Annotated in this window: 18 protein-coding genes; 9 read left to right on the top strand and 9 right to left on the bottom strand. The window is 40.7% G+C overall.

Features of this window, described 5'->3' with window-relative positions; all coding sequences use genetic code 11:
- Positions 1–382 precede the first annotated feature (382 nt).
- The 3 genes from IM479_RS20150 (at position 383) to IM479_RS20140 (ending at position 1579) form a co-directional block, all read left to right on the top strand.
- Entirely contained in the window at positions 383–856 is a 474-nt protein-coding gene (locus IM479_RS20150; RefSeq protein WP_024968812.1) for a type II toxin-antitoxin system VapC family toxin, read from the top strand.
- Positions 857–861: 5 nt separating this feature from the next.
- Entirely contained in the window at positions 862–1050 is a 189-nt protein-coding gene (locus tag IM479_RS20145; protein WP_287684155.1) for a hypothetical protein, read from the top strand.
- A gap of 241 nt (positions 1051–1291) precedes the next feature.
- Positions 1292–1579 carry a YggT family protein gene (locus IM479_RS20140; protein ID WP_287684153.1) on the top strand — a complete coding sequence of 96 codons (288 nt, stop codon included), beginning with the start codon at positions 1292–1294 and terminating at the stop codon, positions 1577–1579.
- Between the two features lie 4 nt (positions 1580–1583).
- Here IM479_RS20140 and gshA read toward each other — a convergent pair whose 3' ends face one another.
- The 8 genes from gshA to IM479_RS20100 all read right to left on the bottom strand — a co-directional run bounded on the left by gshA (position 1584) and on the right by IM479_RS20100 (position 8394).
- The gene (gene gshA, locus IM479_RS20135) at positions 1584–2738 is read right to left on the bottom strand and encodes a glutamate--cysteine ligase (protein ID WP_287684152.1); all 1155 of its coding nucleotides are present in this window, start codon (positions 2736–2738) and stop codon (positions 1584–1586) included.
- 39 nt (positions 2739–2777) lie between these two features.
- Positions 2778–3170: a pre-16S rRNA-processing nuclease YqgF gene (locus IM479_RS20130; protein WP_052275734.1), complete on the bottom strand. Its 393-nt coding sequence runs from the start codon at positions 3168–3170 to the stop codon at positions 2778–2780.
- A gap of 307 nt (positions 3171–3477) precedes the next feature.
- Complete coding sequence (locus tag IM479_RS20125; RefSeq protein ID WP_287684151.1) at positions 3478–3897, bottom strand: helix-turn-helix domain-containing protein; 420 nt, start codon at positions 3895–3897, stop codon at positions 3478–3480.
- 52 nt (positions 3898–3949) lie between these two features.
- Complete coding sequence (locus IM479_RS20120) at positions 3950–5896, bottom strand: pentapeptide repeat-containing protein (RefSeq protein ID WP_287684150.1); 1947 nt, start codon at positions 5894–5896, stop codon at positions 3950–3952.
- A 5-nt stretch (positions 5897–5901) separates the two neighbouring features.
- Positions 5902–6186, bottom strand: a complete 285-nt coding sequence (locus IM479_RS20115; protein ID WP_287684149.1) for a DUF2103 domain-containing protein — start codon at positions 6184–6186, stop codon at positions 5902–5904.
- 2 nt (positions 6187–6188) lie between these two features.
- Complete coding sequence (gene clpS, locus IM479_RS20110) at positions 6189–6482, bottom strand: ATP-dependent Clp protease adapter ClpS (RefSeq protein WP_002765336.1); 294 nt, start codon at positions 6480–6482, stop codon at positions 6189–6191.
- A gap of 55 nt (positions 6483–6537) precedes the next feature.
- Complete coding sequence (locus tag IM479_RS20105) at positions 6538–7671, bottom strand: glycosyltransferase family 4 protein (RefSeq protein WP_286826805.1); 1134 nt, start codon at positions 7669–7671, stop codon at positions 6538–6540.
- 60 nt (positions 7672–7731) lie between these two features.
- Positions 7732–8394, bottom strand: a complete 663-nt coding sequence (locus IM479_RS20100; protein WP_287684148.1) for a 4'-phosphopantetheinyl transferase family protein — start codon at positions 8392–8394, stop codon at positions 7732–7734.
- A gap of 110 nt (positions 8395–8504) precedes the next feature.
- Here IM479_RS20100 and IM479_RS20095 point away from each other — a divergent pair, with 110 nt between their 5' ends.
- From IM479_RS20095 to IM479_RS20070, 6 genes are all read left to right on the top strand, one after another.
- Positions 8505–9446, top strand: coding sequence for a serine hydrolase (locus IM479_RS20095; protein ID WP_287684147.1), 942 nt, complete (start codon positions 8505–8507; stop codon positions 9444–9446).
- Positions 9447–9671: 225 nt separating this feature from the next.
- Complete coding sequence (locus IM479_RS20090; RefSeq protein ID WP_287684146.1) at positions 9672–11021, top strand: AAA family ATPase; 1350 nt, start codon at positions 9672–9674, stop codon at positions 11019–11021.
- On the top strand, positions 11022–11696 hold the full coding sequence (locus IM479_RS20085; RefSeq protein WP_287684144.1) for a ParB N-terminal domain-containing protein: 675 nt from the start codon (positions 11022–11024) through the stop codon (positions 11694–11696). It abuts the gene before it with no gap.
- A gap of 130 nt (positions 11697–11826) precedes the next feature.
- Positions 11827–12519 carry a Uma2 family endonuclease gene (locus IM479_RS20080; protein WP_287684143.1) on the top strand — a complete coding sequence of 231 codons (693 nt, stop codon included), beginning with the start codon at positions 11827–11829 and terminating at the stop codon, positions 12517–12519.
- 227 nt (positions 12520–12746) lie between these two features.
- Positions 12747–13439, top strand: a complete 693-nt coding sequence (locus tag IM479_RS20075) for a Uma2 family endonuclease (protein ID WP_287684142.1) — start codon at positions 12747–12749, stop codon at positions 13437–13439.
- Positions 13440–13559: 120 nt separating this feature from the next.
- Positions 13560–14984, top strand: a complete 1425-nt coding sequence (locus tag IM479_RS20070; RefSeq protein ID WP_287684141.1) for an FAD-binding domain-containing protein — start codon at positions 13560–13562, stop codon at positions 14982–14984.
- A 6-nt stretch (positions 14985–14990) separates the two neighbouring features.
- On the opposite strand, the gene IM479_RS20065 is transcribed toward IM479_RS20070, so the two are convergent.
- On the bottom strand, positions 14991–17636 hold the full coding sequence (locus IM479_RS20065) for an efflux RND transporter permease subunit (RefSeq protein ID WP_287684139.1): 2646 nt from the start codon (positions 17634–17636) through the stop codon (positions 14991–14993).
- Positions 17637–18222 lie beyond the last annotated feature (586 nt).

Below are 18222 nucleotides of genomic sequence, written 5' to 3'. Positions count from 1 at the left end.
TGAAAGGTCGCGAAAGTCTGTGGACTTTGTGTAAGACAGTACATGGTTTTTTAACCGTGGTATGCAACGGTGGTTGAAGCAGAAACTTAAATCGTGAGGTTTAGGAATCGCCGCACTTTTAGGGCGGCGAGGATGTCAAAAAGGTTATCTGCGTCCGCTGATTGCAAGCGTTATGCAGCAGCCCAATATCTATCCCTCTTTTGTCACTCTCGGAGACGGCGATCCCCCAACACTTGATGAAATGGTTATTCCAGCGATTTGACCTCAAAATAGATTTCTTAATAGATCTGGTAGGTTGGGTTGAACGAAGTGAAAGCCAACAACCTCGGAAACAAGATTAAATCTGGTAGGATAGGGAGCAGAGAGATTTTCTGTTATTGTCGTGAGCGAAACCGTCTATATTGAAACCAGTGTTATTGGCTATCTAGCCGTTAGACCAAGCAACAACTTGATCTTCATGGCAAATTTGGAAATAACCAGAAGATGGTGGGAAACTCGCCGTAGTCAATTTGCCCTTTACATCTCGCAAGTTGTCTTAGATGAAGCGGGACAGGGCGATACGGAAATGGCAAGCAAGAGACTAGAGATTCTGCAAAATCTTTCTGTGCTTGAGCTTACTGACACTATAGAAGACTTGGGAATGCAATTCCTCACTAGAAGTAATCTTCCCGCCAAGGCCTCTGATGATGCTATTCACATTGCCGCAGCCACCGTTCATGGATTAGATTACTTGCTAACATGGAACTGTAAACATATTGCTAACGCTCAAATCCAAAAAAAGCTTAGGGAAATCTGCCGTGATTTTGGCTATAAATTGCCGACCATTTGTACACCTTATGAATTAATGGGAGAGTAAATTGTATGTGGGAAGATGAAATTCTTGAAGAATTGTACAGAATAAGAGAAGAGCATGCTAAATCTTTTAATTATGATTTCAAAGCGATATTTGCCGACTGGCAGAAAAGACAAGCTACGAGTGGCAGAAAATTAGTATCACTGCAACATCAAAAACAGTCTAACAAGGCTTTGGAGCCGATTCCCCAAGAATGATGTGTTTAAACAAAGGAAATCGGTAGCGGCTCAACTTGACCGTTAGGCAGCGAACCCCTACAACTTAGAGAAACTGCCCCCTCAGCCTATAAACATTGCACTTTAAAGGATATCACAAATAGGGTACTGATTAGGGTTGTTCCTAGGCGGGCTAATAGTTTAAACATAATTATTTCAAGATAGAACCGAAACTGCTATATTAAGACAGAGGCAATTAGTAAAAAAACTTAATTTAGGGATTATGGACACAGCGATCGCATTGATTTGGACATTGGGAATTATCTTAGGGTTGATGACCCTTTTGTTTATCTTACGGATCGTTTTAACCTGGAATCCACAGGTAGATTTAAATAGCTTTCCCTTTAATATTATTGCTTGGCCAACGGAACCTTTTTTAATCCCCGTGCGTCAACTCATACCACCCTTGGGAGGAGTTGACATTTCTCCGATTATCTGGGTGGGAATTTGTACGCTGTTGCGGGAAATTCTTCTCGGTCAACAGGGTTTAATTACCATGGCCTTAAAATAATTATTTAAGCGACTAGAATATGCTGACATAATTTATGTTCTAACTCTCGTTCCTGTTTTTCTAGGGTAATAATCGCCTGTTTGATAATAGTTTTAACATCCATACCTTGGTCGTATTGTTTTAACCATTGTTGTGCAGTGTTACCTTCGCGGAGGATTTTTTGTAGGGGGGAGAGGAAACAACTAAAACCCTTTTCTTTAGCGGTAGGATAAACTTGAACATAGAGGTCTTTAATCCAATCCCTAGCTAAAATTTCCCGGCCATCGTACCAATGTCTCAGGGTGGCATCAAGACTAAAACGCGCGGCAGCCTGTTCGTTTTCTTGGGTTAAAGTTAATAAATCCTCGCCCCGATTGCTGCTGGGTAATTGACTTAAAATTAAAGGGTCTAATTGGGGATCGTGTAAAAGTTGAATTAAACGGGCCTCTAAAAAAGCCATAACTGCTAATAAACTAATAGGATTAGCAATCAGGTCACAAATTCGCAATTCTAGACGATTGAGATTATAGGGACGATTGCTACCGTTAGGACGTACTGAGACCCAGAGATGACGAACATTCTGCATCGTACCGATTTTTAATTGTTCCTCGGTCCAAGTGACAAAATGTTTATGACTTTCAAAGAGGGGAACATAAGCGGGAGTTTGGGGGAAAACTTGCCAACGACGGGAATGGGAACTAGTGATTTTACCATCGAGAAAAGGAGAGGAAGCACTTAAAGCCAAGTATAAAGGAGCTTCTAGGCGAATTAAGCGACAGGCACGCATTAAATCCTCATAATCGCTAATACCGACGTTAATATGAATACTGGCCGTGACTACATTAGTGCCGTAGGTCTGTTCAATATAGTCATGATAGGGATTTTGAGGGTCACTGCGATAAAAATGTTGACTATCGCCCAAGGAGAGGGTACTGCCAGGGATTAGGGTATAATCGCCTAAACGACGCAAATATCGCCGTAGAGCGAGACGAGGTTTTAAAGTAGCGCATAAAAGACGGTCATAGTTAGTCATGGGAGCCGTGGTGTATTCTACGTTACGACTATCCGGTTCCCGGACAAAACCATCTAAATCCTTGACAATGCGATCGGATAAACCGATAATTTCTCCGGCTGCTGTTCCGGTGTACATTTCTACTTCAAAACCTTTACTTAGGAGCATCGTCAATCCACCCTGCTGTGTCTATTTTGTAGTGTGACATTATTTGGACTGTAAATGACGTTCGATCAGCAGAATCGCCACTATATCATCAATGGGGCGATCGGGAAGACGCATACCTTGGGGGATGAGTTTCTGTAATCCTTTGGGGGGGAACATTTGCCAATAGCGATCGCGCGCTTCTAGGGTACTATTGCGTTCATCCACTAGAGTAATCGGGATAGTGACACGAGCGGCAATTTTTTGGTGCCAACTTTTCGAGGTGGTTTGGTTCCCCATCACCAGTAATTCGATCGGATATTGTTGACAGAGACTGGCTAAACGCTCGATCGCTTGTGACGATGCTATCACCTCATGGGTATAAATTTTCCCCGTCGATGATCTGACTGCGATCCCACATTTATCCTTACCCGGATCAAAACCCAGAATACACATAGTTTTTATCTCCTGCAGCAGTGGTCGGTTTTATTAAATCATTAAATTAGGGGGTCGGGTGTTGGGTTTTGGGGTTTTAGCAGGGTAAGCGCATCTTAACCATCCTTGACAAAATTAACTTTATGTGAGTTGCTTACCCACGATTCAGGCATATTTGAGGAGAATTTGCCATCTCAATTGTTAAGCAAAAATCGACCAAATGGGTCGAGTTCGTAACTAGGGTTTGCGGCAAAAAGTTTCTCCTGGGAGCAGGGTGTGGGGTGTGGGGTGTAGGGTTATAGCCAAGCATCACCTATACAGCACAAATTTACTGAGTAGATAAAAATAAACTTGAGTCAACGTGAAAAAACTGTCCTAACTTTACAGCTTGTTTTTCTGTTATTATTTGTTTGCCAATAAGAATATCAGAAACTATTGTTTTTGAACCTAGTATATCTGATAAATCTTTTTCTTGTAAGTTGTTAGCTTCCATGAGTTCCCAAAGTATTGAATGGGGTTCTGATTCTTCAATGGGATAATTCTCTTGTTCGTATTTTTCGATTAAAGTCAAGAGTAAATTTAACAAGGTGGTTTCTTCTAGACTGCGATTTTCTCGATGAGATAAGGCCGCAGCTAGAGTAATAGCCTGTTCGTTTTCTGCATCGGTTTCTCTTACTTTTGGTAGATACTCGGCTAGTAACCTTCCGTAGGTATCACGGTTCAAAGTAAGGGTCATTTTTCCACTCATATTTCTGCTTCCCAAAACGAAAAGATAACTGCTGTATTTAAATTTTTACAGTTTATTTTAAATAAATCAAGAGATTTAACCCCGGAATCGTGCGCGAGAGAGTCCAGATAAGGAGAGTGATATAAAAGATGCCGATACCCCATTGATACCAAACTAAAAAAGAAATGATAGCGGGTAATTCTTGATCGCGAACTCGCCAATCATTAAAGCCTAATTTTAGCAAATTATTGAGACTTAAATCGTAATAATTTAACCAATTCCAACGCTTTTGCCAAGGAATAGGAGTATAACGATCGCGAAAGAGGGGAAATTGGGGAACCACGGGTAAACGGGTGATTAATAAGCGTAATTGTCGCATACTACCATCTTGTAGGAAATAGGAACTATCCATTAAATTGTGATAGCGTCCCTGACGATAAAGTTCGATAATTAAAATTAGGGGTAAGGGGACAAGAATTAGGGCAATGGCTGTTAAAGTTAGTAGGGGACGACTGGCAGATTGCAGGATATTAAACACACCTGAAAGGGTGAGAATAATATAGCTAGTTACCATACAAAGAATTTCATAACGATTAGGAATTACCGGTTTAGGAGTGAGACGACGCACGCGATCAATTAACCAAAATAAACAGCCAAAATAGGCAAAAATTATGATTCCTGTACCGAAAACTAAACTAAAATTTGTACCATCTTGACTTAAGAGTAATAGTAAAGCAAGGAAAGAAGTATGCAGAAAATCAGCTAACCAAGTGAGGTTAATTAGGCGAATAATTGAGATATTATTCAGTTTTTGTTTTAACTGTTGAAAACGCAATTTTTCGGTTTTGTATTCAATTTGATTGGCATCAGCAATTTGTTCTAGGGAGCGGAAATTACGAACTAAATTTCTTAAAACTGTTTCATTTCCTGTTAAGGTTGGTAAATAAATTGCTTGACCAATTACTCCTCTATCTCCTAGTATTTTCGCTTTATCGGAATCAAAAGCTAATCCCGATACACTCAAATAACTATTTTTAGTAAAAGTGGAATTACTAAAATCTACCTGATCTAAAAGTTTCAGATCTTGAAAACTAACCACACCATTAAAATAACTAGAACGGAAAGCACCCGATTTTTCAAGAGTGGCATTTCTAAAGGTTAATAAACTTAAAAATCTACTCTTAGAAAATAGCGGACGATCTCGCCATTGACTTTGGGAAAAATTGGCTTCTTTTTCCCAGAAAGTACGGGTAAAATCTGCGGTTTTATCGTATTTAGTTTGATCAAAATAAGCTTCGGCAGTAAAATGACTGCGATGGAAGTTGGTAATACTTTTAAAATGTGCCGTGCGAAAGATAGCTTTATTTAAAAATTGACTTTGACTAAAATTTACATCTCCCATAAAAGTGGCTTTGGTAAATTTCGCTACCCTAGCAAAACGAGATTCTACCCAATTACTTTCACGACTAAATTTTGCTTCCATTGCTTCGACAATTTGCAGAAAAAAGGTCTTAGAAAAGTCCACTTCTCCCATAAATACGGTTCCGGACAACTTCACCGGTCCGCGAAATACTGTGACATTAAAAACTGGTTCATCGCTATCGAATAAAAAATTTTCGTCCTGTTGTAATAACTGTTCTTCCGTGGGTGATAATAAGGTAGCGAGAGCTACTTTTGTTAAAGGAGTCGGTAAACCCAGACGGGAAGCGATAAAATTGCCTTGAATTAAGGAATTACTAAAATCTAAACCTAGGGGTTGTTTAGCGCGATTAATTTGACCTTGAATCTGTTGATAAAATTGTTCCTGGAGTTCCTTATTTTCATCGCGGATATCGATAACTAAATTGGCTAAATCAATGGTAGTCATCCCTTCTTTAAGGACGGGTGCGCTTAAACGTTCCTGCAATAAAGTTACTGTTAAAGGAACTCTATCCACTACTGCCAAACTAGGGAGAGAATGTACACAGAAAAACAGAAAAACAATGATTAGTAACCAGCAGCCTTTCAACAACGCACCCACGACAGTTATTTTCCTAAACAAGCTTGGATAGCCATTTCTAAATCCGCTTGGGTTAAATCGGTGATAACAAAGACTTCCTGCACACTTTTTCCTGTCCTCGCAATCACCTTAAAACCACCAAGAATTGGCACTGATATCCGCAATTGTAACCGCGGACAATGACCTTTTGAGCGAGAAAGTACCCCCGGGGTGACAGTGGTGATTCCTTGATAGGTAATTAACTTTTCTAATACCGCAATCAACCCCGGAATATGAGTAGAATGATTCCAAACTAAACGACCATTATTCATAATTATGCGGCCTCTAGAGGAGCCATAGTTAATCCTTCCCGTCGCAATTGTTGGTGATAAAGTTCCGCTTGTTCTTGGGGACCTGTCCAGACAATTGCTTGTCCTTGGTAGTGAACTTGATTAGTTAATTCCCAAGCTCGATCGGTAGTCATATCCGGGATATATTTAATTAAACAATTGGCCACATGATCGAAGGTGTTAAAGTCATCGTTGAGAACAATAACTTTATAGTTGGGATAAGTCTTTTTGACCACTTGGGTGGACTTATCTAAGGTGGTACTGGGTGCGCTGGCCATAAAAGTTACAATAGGTCAAGGTTTTTGCAATTAAATTCGAGCATTTTGACAACAATTAAGCGGCAAAAGCCACAGAATTATTATTCAAAACCCGGTGATAGTAATTTAATAATTGTTTGCTGGCCGCTTGCCATGCCCATTTTTCCGCTTCTAGGCGCGCATTTCGTCGTAATTCCTCTCTTTCTGCCTTGGCGGTTAGTAATCTTTGGGTGGCAGTAATTAAACCCTTCTCATCCCTAGGATCGAAGAGATGACCATTAACTCCATCGGTGACAATATCGGGAATTCCCCCCGAATTTGCCGCCACCACCGGACAACCGGCAGCCATGGATTCTAAGAGTACCAAACCGAGGGTTTCTGTGCGTGAGGGAAAAAGAAAAGCATCTGCGGAAGCAAAAGCGGAGGCTAATTCTAACCCCTGTAAATAACCGACAAAATGGGTATTTGTGTCGGCAAAATGACTTGTTAAAGCTTCCCGATGGGGACCATCTCCCACAATGGCAAATCTTGCTTCGGGAATCGCTTCTAATACTGGTTTAATGCGATCAATTTCTTTTTCGGCCGAGACTCGACCAACGTATAATAAGAGAGGACTATCGGGGTTGTTTTGGGATAATTTCAGTCTCATAGCCGGGGATTTTAAATGAGGTTGAAATAATTCCGTATCGACTCCCCTTTGCCAAAGCTCTACCTTTTCAATGCCACGACTAGATAATTCTTGCACCATAGCAGTGGAAGTACAGAGATTTAAACTTGCTTGATTGTGGGCCAATTTTAATAATTCCCAGAGTAATCCTTCTAGGGAACCTAACCCGTAGTGTTGTAGGTATTGGGGGAGATGGGTATGATAGGAAGCGACGAGGGGAATGTTCATAGTTTTGGCAAAATAAATGCCTCCCACCCCTAAAATAGCGGGGTTAACCACATGAATAATATCGGGTTTGAACCTCTCTAAAGCTTGACCGACTGAGGGCCGGGGGAAAGCCATTTTTAATTCCGGATATAGGGGTAGGGGAATCCCTGTAACTCCATGAATCTTAGCACCTTTGTACTCTTTTAAACCGCCATCGGGAGAGAAAACTAATACCTGATGACCTAATCTTTGTAGGTGGTCAACGGTATGTTTAAGACGGGTGACAATTCCATCGATTTTCGGTAAGAAAGTTTCTGTAAAAAGAGCAATTCGCATAGAGAAAACAAGATTAAGTAATAATTAAGGACACCTGAAGGCAATTAACTACCCAATTAATCATAGATCAGAAAGGCCAAAGGTTTTAATCACTCGATCGCTACCTTCGATAACCACAGTCGCTCGATAATTATCGCCGATTGCCGCTGTCCATAATTGCCATTCCCCCGCCACATTGTCTAATTTTAAGGGATTGAGGCCCACTTCCACTCGATCGAGTCCCCCGCTAATTCCCGTTCCCAGTGCCTTTAAATAAGCCTCTTTTGCCGTCCATAACTGAAAAAATAGCTTTTCCTTCTCTGCGGACTTTTCAACCAGATCATGTTCCCTAGCACAAAAAAACCTTTTTGTCAAGCTATCTAAATCTTTCACCCCGCGCATTTTCTCTAAATCTACCCCGATGCGAGCGGTTAAAGTCAAGCCACAGATTGCCATCTCCTCGGAATGGGAGAGATTAAACTGCAATTGGTAGTTAATACTCGGTTTTCCCCGTTCACTGTAGATAAACTCGATTTTTTCGGGACTTCTCGCCAAATATGACCCTAAAATCTCCCTTAAACATCCCCTAGCCACCAAAAAACGCCGCTTGTGTTCGGGAAAATGGTAACGATTAGCTCTAATTATTTCATCTTCCGAGAGCAAAGAAGCCAGTTTTTCTAGTCTGTCCCCAGGCGGATCGAGACTGATAAAATAGAGATGAACCTCATCGGTAGATATAAACATTAAACTCAGAAGCGATCAAATAATTAATTATCGGTAAATTTTACCGTAAAATGAGAATTGCCGACTCAAGAATTTATCCACCTTCTAACTCTTGACTTTGCAGCACACCTATGAACTTTTTTCATACTGAAGATCACCTCCAACAGTTCGGTACAGATATTTTAGAAACAACTTGGCGAGAATTTCCCCAATTAGCTCAAGAACAAATTGCCCTAACTTGGATAGTATATGATCCTCCCGTTATCGTCAACACGGGGGGAGCAATTTCCCACGAAGAATTCTGGAAATATTCCCCCCGCGGATTTAGCTATCGCGGACAAGAAAGAACCTATCCAGCTAGTTTAGTGAAATTATTTTATCTAGTAGCAATTCATGAGTGGTTAGAAGGGGTAATGATTCCCGAAAGCACCGAATTAAATCGCGCCATTCGTGACATGATTGTTGACTCTAGTAATGATGCTACCAGTTTAGTTGTAGATCTGGTCACGGGAACCACTAGCGGTCCAGAAATTGCCGCCGGTCCCTTTGAAACTTGGAAGCAACAACGCAACATAGTTAATCGTTATTTTCAATCCCTAAATTGGCCAGAATTAGCGACAATTAACGTTAATCAAAAAACTTGGTCCGATGGTCCCTATGGACGTGAACGCGCTTTTTTAGGGGAATTAATGGAGAATCGCAATATGTTAACTAGCAATGCAGTGGCGCGTTTAATTCATACTATTGTCGGGGGGATTGCTGTTTCTTCCCAACGTTCCCAGATGATGATGTCTTTACTAAAACGTAGTCTTAATCCTGCTGATTGGACAAGTCAAGGAGATGATACACAAATCTTAGGATTTCTCGGACAAGGATTACCAGAAAATAGTCAAATTTGGTCAAAAGCTGGTTGGACAAGTCAAGTACGTCACGATGCAGCCTATATTGAAATTCCCCATCATACTCCCTATCTCTTGGTAGTATTTACCGAGGGAAAAGATAACAGTCAAAATCGTTCAATTTTACCTTTTATTTCCCAGAGAGTAGCCGAGAAAATTATGCAGATTAATTAATTGAAGCTGTCAGTAGGATGGTTTTTAGATAAACATCCTACTGCAATAAACCCGTAAATTGACTGATATTCATCTCAATATGTAGCTTTTCTGGGATAGATGGGGTTCGTTCTTGCAGCTGAAATACCCGATTAAGTAAGAATTTAGTCTGTGCTTCACCTTGACGAGAAGGGCTGTCATCATTTAAACTAACAATAAGTTGTTCTTAAGTATTTCCTCAAATGTGTGACTTTCAATCCTCACTATTGTCATAACGAAAGGGAAGTGGAGAGTAAATTAATCGTCCAGTATTTACTCCCCAAACTAGGCTACAATGCCGAACATTGGTATCAACAAGTTAGCTTCGGTAAAGTACGCTTAGATTTCCTTGTTTCCGCTCAAAAACCTATCAACAAAAAGCAGTTTTTATCCTCTCACTGTCTAATTATCGAGGCTAAAAACCCCAGAGAAAAGCTGATCAATCATCGTCACCGCTTAGGTTATTATCTCAACTACTTTAAAGTGCAGTGGGGATTATTAACCAATGGTTATGAGATTCTACTTTATCAAAGGAAACCCGATAAAATTTATTTAGTTTTTAGATGTTCTGGGTTAGAAATTGCCTCTCACTTAGAACAGTTAAAATCTCTGATTGGCTACGAAACCTTATCTTTAGGTATTCAACCGCTCAATTCTCCAACAATCAACAACAGAAATCCCATGAAAACCATCGCAATTTATCATCATAAAGGTGGTGTTGGTAAAACCACCGTCGCTACCAATCTAGCGGCAGCTTTGAGTAAAAAAGGCAAGCGAGTATTATTGATTGATATTGATGCTCAAGCTAATAGTACCTTTGCCGTTGGTTTAATTAAGTTTCAATTCGATGATGACGATGATTTAAAAGATAAAAATGTCTTTCATTTACTCAATGATGGAGACATAACTTTTGTGCCAAGTATTGTTAGGAAATCCCAGGGATTTAACCATCCAGAAATTGATGTAATTCCCGCTCATATTAGCTTAATTGAAAAACAAACTACCCTAACCAGATACGGAACTTCTAACACAAGATTATCGAAAAAATTAGATAAAATTAGAGATAATTATGACTTTGTTATTATTGACACACCGCCATCCTTAGATTTTTATGCTCAAGCTGGTTTAATTGCTTCCGACTATCTGATTATTCCTTCCGATCTTAAACCATTTTCTAATCAAGGTTTAAATAGTGTAAAAAAGTTTATCAAGGAAGCAATTAACGAAAGTCGTGAAAATTTAGGTAAAGAACCCCTAAAAATTTTGGGTGTTTTACCCTCCAAAATTTCTACCCACGCTCAATACTTAAAACACACACTTCCTAAACAAAAACAAGTGATTCCAGACAAATATGGTTTACCCTTGATGGAATCGACTATATCGGAAAGAATGCCTTTATCTCGCTGTATAAATCAATACGTTACCGTGGGAGATTTAGAAATTACTGCTCCCCAATCTATAATGGATTATGCGGAACATCAAGCTGATGCGGGAGTATCAGCAGCAGAATTTGAAGCCTTAGCACTGGAAGTTTTAGCTAAAATAGGAGTTAAGTAAATGTGGGATTTCTTACTAATTGATTTACAGGACGTGGTAGCTACTAAAGAGCGTTCTTATTTTCCAGAAACAGATTTACAAAACTTAGCTAATCTTATTGTAGCAATGAAGGGCTTAATTCGTCCTGTCATTCTCAAAAAAATTGGCTTTGAACGCTTCCAGATTATTGAGGGAAATTTAGAGTATTATGCCTGTTTAATTGCTAAAGAAAAAGAACTCAGCCTAGAAACTATTAACGCTTTTGTAGTTGATAAAGAAGCGGAGAATATCGCTTCACAGCAAATGCAGTTATTATCTGCTGCTCCTGCGATAATTACCACGCCAGAAGAAATATATAATTCTCTAGAATTGAGGATGAGTAATCTTGAAAAACGATTAGAAACCCAGTTACAAGAAATCCGAGAGGAGTACCAAAAAGAAATCAAAAGACTGGAAGAAAAAATTCCTCCTCCTCCTCCTCCTCCTTCTTCTAAGTCGATTTTAGAGCTTTTGAATACCTGTGATGCTAATCAGCTTAAAAAAGGGGGAATTCTACCTGCATCTGTTAATGACTTTCTGAAAAAACGTTCAGAAAAGCCCTTTGACTCTTTGGAAGATATCCTAAATCGCCCAGTGTCAGGAGTTAAAGAGAAAAGATTAATTAAGCTTGTCGATTATCTGCTGACTTACAATTAATTTTTGTGGGTGTGTTGAGCTAATTTAACACACCCTACCGATCGATGTTATAATAATGGAAGATCAGTAAAAAAGCCTGATCCGATAGCGGGCAAAGATTAACAAGAAGACGGTTGAAAAGAGAAAACTTATGACAACTACTCCAGTAATTGCTGCTTCTTTAACAATTCCCCCCCTAGAAAACGGCGATAAATTAACTCGATGGGAATTTGAACGACGTTATCAAGGGATGCCCCATCTCAAAAAAGCGGAATTAATTGAAGGAATTGTTTATATGGCATCTCCCTTGAGAATTACCCAACATGGTGAACCCCACGCGCATATTATGTTATGGTTGGGTTTTTATAAAGCTTTTACCCCCTATCTGCAATTAGGGGATAATTGTACCGTGAGATTAGATATTGATAACGAACCCCAACCGGATGCCCTATTAAGAATTGAAAAGGGAGGACAATCGATAATTAGTCAAGATGATTATGTAGAAGGCGCGCCGGAATTAATTGTCGAAATTGCCGCTTCTAGTGCTTCCTACGATGTGCATCAAAAATTAAATGTCTATCGTCGCAATCAAGTCCAAGAATACTTAGTCTGGCGGTTTTATGAACGAGAATTTGATTGGTTTCGGCTACAGGCAGGAGAATATATTAAACTAGAACCCGATAGTGATGGCATAATGCGCTCCCAAATCTTCCCCGGTTTATGGCTAGATAAAAACGCTTTATTAATGGGCGACTTAGGAAAAGTTTTAGTGATTTTGCAGCGGGGGTTAGAAACAGCAGAACATCGAGATTTTGTCAATAAATTAACTGATAATCACAGCTAGATTTTAAAATCAGAGAAATGTTTTCTCTCAAGCGTTCTATAATATGGGAGAAACGACTTTGCTCAAACTAATGGATTATTTATTGACTTCTAATTGATGTTTGTGGGTGTGTTAAACTACTCTAACATCTCTTACCTATCGATGTTATAATAATGGAAGATCAGTAAAAAAGCCTGATTCGATAGCTGGCAAAGATTAACAAGGAGACGGGTGAAAAGAGAGAACTTATGATAACTACCCCAGTAATGGCTGCTTCTTTAACAATTCCTCCCCTAGAAAACGGCGATAAATTAACTCGATGGGAATTTGAACGACGTTATCAAGCAATGCCCCATCTCAAAAAAGCGGAATTAATTGAAGGAATTGTTTATATGGCATCTCCCCTCAGATTTGAAAGTCACGCCGAGCCTCATGCTAATATTATCGGATGGTTAGCTCTCTATAAAGCGGCGACTCCTGGTGTTAGATTGGGTGATAATGCCACCGTGAGATTAGATATTGATAACGAACCCCAACCGGATGCCCTATTAAGAATTGAAAAGGGAGGACAATCGACAATTAGTCAAGATGATTATGTAGAAGGCGCGCCGGAATTAATTGTCGAAATTGCCGCTTCTAGTGCTTCCTACGATGTGCATCAAAAATTAAATGTTTATCGTCGCAATCAAGTCCAAGAATATCTAGTCTGGCGGTTTTATGAACAAGAATTTGATTGGTTTCGGCTACAGGCAGGAGAATATATTAAACTAGAACCCGATAGTGATGGCATAATACGCTCCCAAATCTTCCCCGGTTTATGGCTAGATAAAAACGCTTTATTAATGGGCGACTTAGGAAAAGTTTTAGTGATTTTGCAGCGGGGGTTAGAAACAACAGAACATCGAGATTTTGTCCATAAATTAACTGCCAATCACAGCTAGATTGTAAAATTAGATAATTATTCTTGATCCACTGTCCTATAATTATAGAAAGAGTATTTCTGGCTTGCAGTTTTACCCCCAATAATCTCGCTCCTGATAATCTTCTCATCACCTTACTTTATGTCAAATCTAATCCTTTTCTGGCATCGTCGCGATTTACGTCTCTCGGACAATATTGGACTTAGTAAAGCTAGGGAACGTAGTCCGAAAATTATCGGGGTTTTCTGCCTCGATCCTGCTATTTTAGAAGGGGATGATATCGCCTCTGCGAGAGTTGCCTATCTCCTCGGTTGTCTAGAGGAATTAGCCAAAAATTATCGCCAAAAAGGTAGTCAATTACTGATTATTCGCGGCAACCCCAGTCAAACACTCGTCAACTTAGCCAGCAATTTATCAGCAAAAGCAGTTTTTTTTAACCTCGATATTGAACCCTACGCGCGTCAACGGGATCAACAGGTAATTGCCGCTTTACAAACAAAAGGAATTGAGGTAGAAACCTTCTGGGATCAACTTCTCCACGCTCCAGGGCAAGTCCTCACCCTCTCAAAAAGCCCCTACACCGTATATACTCCTTTTTGGAAAAATTGGAGCCAATTAGCCAAAGCCAGCCCCACAACCCTAGAAAACCTGCAAGGATTAGACGAAAATGAGGGGGAGAAACTCACAGAAACTATTAATTTACCAACCCTAGAAAATTTAGGTTTTACTTGGCAAAATCCCTTACCCCTCACCCCCGGAGAAAAGGCCGCTAATAGCAGATTAGAAGAATTTTGTCAAGGGGTTATTAACAATTATCAAGAAGATCGTAACTTCCCCGCTGTTGATGGCACCTCGCGCTTGAGTGCCGCTTTAAAATTTGGCGCGATTGGCATTCGCACAATTTGGACGGCAACCCTAGAGTTATTAGAAAATTGCCGCGCCCAGGAAGCAAAAGATGGTATTATCACTTGGCAGCAAGAGTTAGCCTGGCGGGAATTTTACCAGCATTGTCTCTATTTTTTCCCAGAATTGGCGGTCGGTGCTTATAGAACAGAATTTCGTCATTTTCCTTGGCAGGATAACGAAGAACATTTTCAAGCTTGGTGTGAGGGAAAAACCGGCTATCCCATCGTTGACGCGGCGATGCGACAATTAAATGAAACAGGATGGATGCACAATCGTTGTCGCATGATCGTGGCGAGTTTTTTAACCAAAGACTTAATTATTAACTGGCAAAAAGGCGAAAAATACTTCATGCAGAAACTTTTTGATGGCGATTTAGCCGCTAATAATGGTGGTTGGCAGTGGAGTGCCTCTAGTGGGATGGATCCGAAACCTTTAAGAATTTTTAATCCCGCTAGTCAGACACAAAAATTCGATCCAGAAGGGGAATATATTCGTCAATGGTTGCCGGAATTAGCTTCCGTAGATACGGAATATTTAGTAACCGGGAAAATCCCCCATTTAGAAAGACATCGTTGTGGTTATCCTGAGCCAATTGTCGATCATAATCAACAACAAAAAGAATTCAAACGACTCTATAGTAATCAGAAGCTAAAACGGTAAAACTAGCTACTTTTGACCGGCTTTAATCTGGTTCCAAACATCCTCTAAACTTAGATATAACACAGGCACAACAATTAAACTCAACAGGGAAGAAGTGACTAAACCTCCCACAATTACCATCGCCATGGGTTGCCGCAATTCCGCACCAGTACCCAATCCCAAAGCGATCGGAATCATGCCTAAAATTGTCGAACAAGTGGTCATTAAAATCGGTCTTAACCTAATCATTCCCGTCTCTAAAACCGCTTGCTCCCGACTCCAACCCTGTTGACGCAATTGGTTAGTATAATCCAGCAATAACACAGCGTTTTTATCAAGTAATCCCAAGAGGAAGATAAACCCGATCAGAGAAATCATACTAAACTCACTACCCGTTACCAATAACCCCAACATTGCCCCCACAATCGCTAAAGGTAAACATAAAGCGATGACGATAGTTTCTAACAGTCTTCTGAATAATAACCATAAAACTCCTAACATTAAAATTGTCGCTAGGATTAAAGTGCGACCAAAACTGCCCAAAACATCGCTACTTTGAGAAGAAGTACCCCAACGCTGTAAAGTTATCCCTTCCGGTAAAGGAATCCCTTCAATTTTAATGGCCGCATCTTCTAATCCTAAATCCGGACTAAGATTAGCACTGAGAAAAATCGCCTGTTGACCATTTAAACGCTCGATCGCCAAAAAATCCCCCCGCTCATTTAATCTAGATGATAGGGAAATATCCTTTAAACCGGCGATTTTAGCGGCCTCAACCCGCAATTTCTCGGCACTATCGCGCAATAGCTGCAAATCATCGCTTTTAATCGCAATTTGGATCGGCTTTTCCGCTTCCGTCTGCACAAAAGGAATGTCCTCGATACTGACATTCACCCCTCTAATTGTCGGTAAAATTTGCCGAATCCGTTGCTGCACCGCACTGGTGTGAGATTGACGATCGCTCTTCAGTTTAATGTGAATTTTGCCACGATTCGGCTCACCCCGTAAACCGGCGATCATAAAAGTCGATTCCACTTCCCCATCCCGCAAAATCGGCGCTTCTAATTTGCTGCCATCGCGGATAGTGCGACGCAAAAGAAAACTTTCGGGAGAACTCGCTAACTGGGAAATCCAAGCGAAACTATCGCTAGAACTCTTAGCCGTCGGTTTATTAGGACTAATTTGCGTTATTTTCGGCAAAGGAGAAGTATAAACCAGATTAAACTCGCCGCGATCGAGTCGGGGAATAAATCCCCTAGAAATAAAAGGAATCAGGGCAATACCCGCAAAAAAGGTAATTAGGGCAATAGCAATGACCAGCAAACGATGACGCAATGACCAGTTTAAGAGCCGTCGATAGGCGTTCTCAATCGGTCGCTTTTGTTTCGTCATTTTTGCCCGTGACTGCGGTTTCAGCCAATATACTGCCAAAACTGGCGATAAAGTTCTGGCGATCAACAGAGAAAAAATCACCGCAGCCGAGACAGTTAAACCGAAGGGTTGGAAAAACTGTCCCACCGCACCCCCCATAAAAGCGACGGGTATAAACACGGCAACAATGGTTAAAGTGGAAGCAGTGACAGCTAATCCGATCTCCCTTGTCCCCTTGAGTGCCGCATTTTTCGGGGTTTCCCCCGCGTCGATTAAACGGGAAATATTCTCCACATCAACGATCGCATCATCCACGACAATGCCGATCACCAAAGCGAGGGCCAGCAGCGTCAGGGTTTCCAGATTAAACCCATAGATTGCCATGATAATGAAAGTCCCCAAAAGAGATAGGGGGATAACCAGAGCAGAAATGATTGTAGCGGCGAAACTGCCTAAAAATATCAATATCACCAGCACCGACAGCAAAACTGCCAAAAGTAAATCATCGATCGTGCCTTGTAGGGCAGCGCGAATATATTCCGCTTGGGTTTCAGCTAAAATTATCTTGACATCGGGCAGTTTTTGTGCTATGTCTTTAACCAGTTTTTCTGCTTGGGCGGCCAGATCGAGACTATTGGCAGCACCTTGTTTGATTACCTGCACTGCGATCGCCTCTTGGCCATTAAAGCGCACCAGCGTGGGCAATGGTCGGGTTAAGCTTTTATGGGGATTATCTTCCCTAACTGTACCTTGACCGAGTAAATTAACTTTAGCCGTACCTTCGAGAGCTTTTAAGGGCGGAATTAAATTATCTTGGGCGATTTGGCTTAATTCTTCCAGAGTTTTCTGCTCACTCACCAGCGCATAGGTGACTGTTGCCGACTCATTTAAATCAACGGGGATAACTTCTGTGGTAGCTTGAGGGGGTAAAGGGACTTGCGAGATAGCCTGTTTAACTGCTGCCGTGGCCCTGTCTAAATTTGTGCCAATTTTAAAGAAAACGCTGATTACTGACTGTCCGGGGGAAGTAGTCGAGGACACATCGCGACAACCGGGGAGAGAGAAAAGGGGATTTTCTAGGGGTTTAGTTAATTGCTGTTCCGTGGTGATAGCAGTAGCTAAATCCGCTTGAGCGTTAATTATTACGACTGGAAAGCTGATATCGGGGAAAAGAGCGTATTTTAGGGAACTAAAAGCCAAAATTCCCGCCACGGCCACCGCTAACCAGAAAGCAATGGTTAACCTCGGGGCATTAATCGCTATTCGAGAGATATTCAGACGTTCTCGCCATGATTCTTTCATCTTTGTTGAATAAGTGGGGTGTGGGGTGTAGGGTGTAGGGTGTGGGGAGTTTTCTCAGTGAACTGATAACTGATAACTGATAACTGACTCCTAACCCCATGGTAGATGTGGGATTTTTGCAGGAGTTCTATTTTCCGACAAAGATAAGTAAAAATTATTTATTGACTGCAAAAGCTTGAGAATATTTAAATTAACATTTCGCAATATTTATAAATTCTTAAGAATTAATTGAGAAAGATTTTTATTTAACAACGATGTTGCAATGGCTACAGCGATTTGATAGAATTTCATAGTGGGTTATTCTGTGCTTTTTTGGGCAGCAATGGTTGAAACCCTTGCCAAACCGAGAAGGTTATCCTAATTAAGACGGGTAAATCAGTCAATTTCACCAGCAACGATGATCTTTTTTTTATGTAGTTTTATTGCAAAAAAAAAGTTTTTTTGACAAAAAGCACAAAGTATGATATTCCAAACGTATTTCTGGCTGCGAGTAATTATTGCAGAGTGGGGAAGTGGGGAAGTGGGGAAGTGGGGAAGTGGGGAAGTGGGGAAGTGGGGAAGTGGGGAAGTGGGGAAGTGGGGAAGT

Source organism: Microcystis sp. M165S2 (assembly GCF_020245885.1).
In the GTDB taxonomy this organism is placed as follows: Bacteria; Cyanobacteriota; Cyanobacteriia; order Cyanobacteriales; family Microcystaceae; genus Microcystis.
The sequence above is the reverse complement of the archived record's forward strand: the minus strand, read 5'-3'. Positions and strand labels throughout refer to the sequence as shown.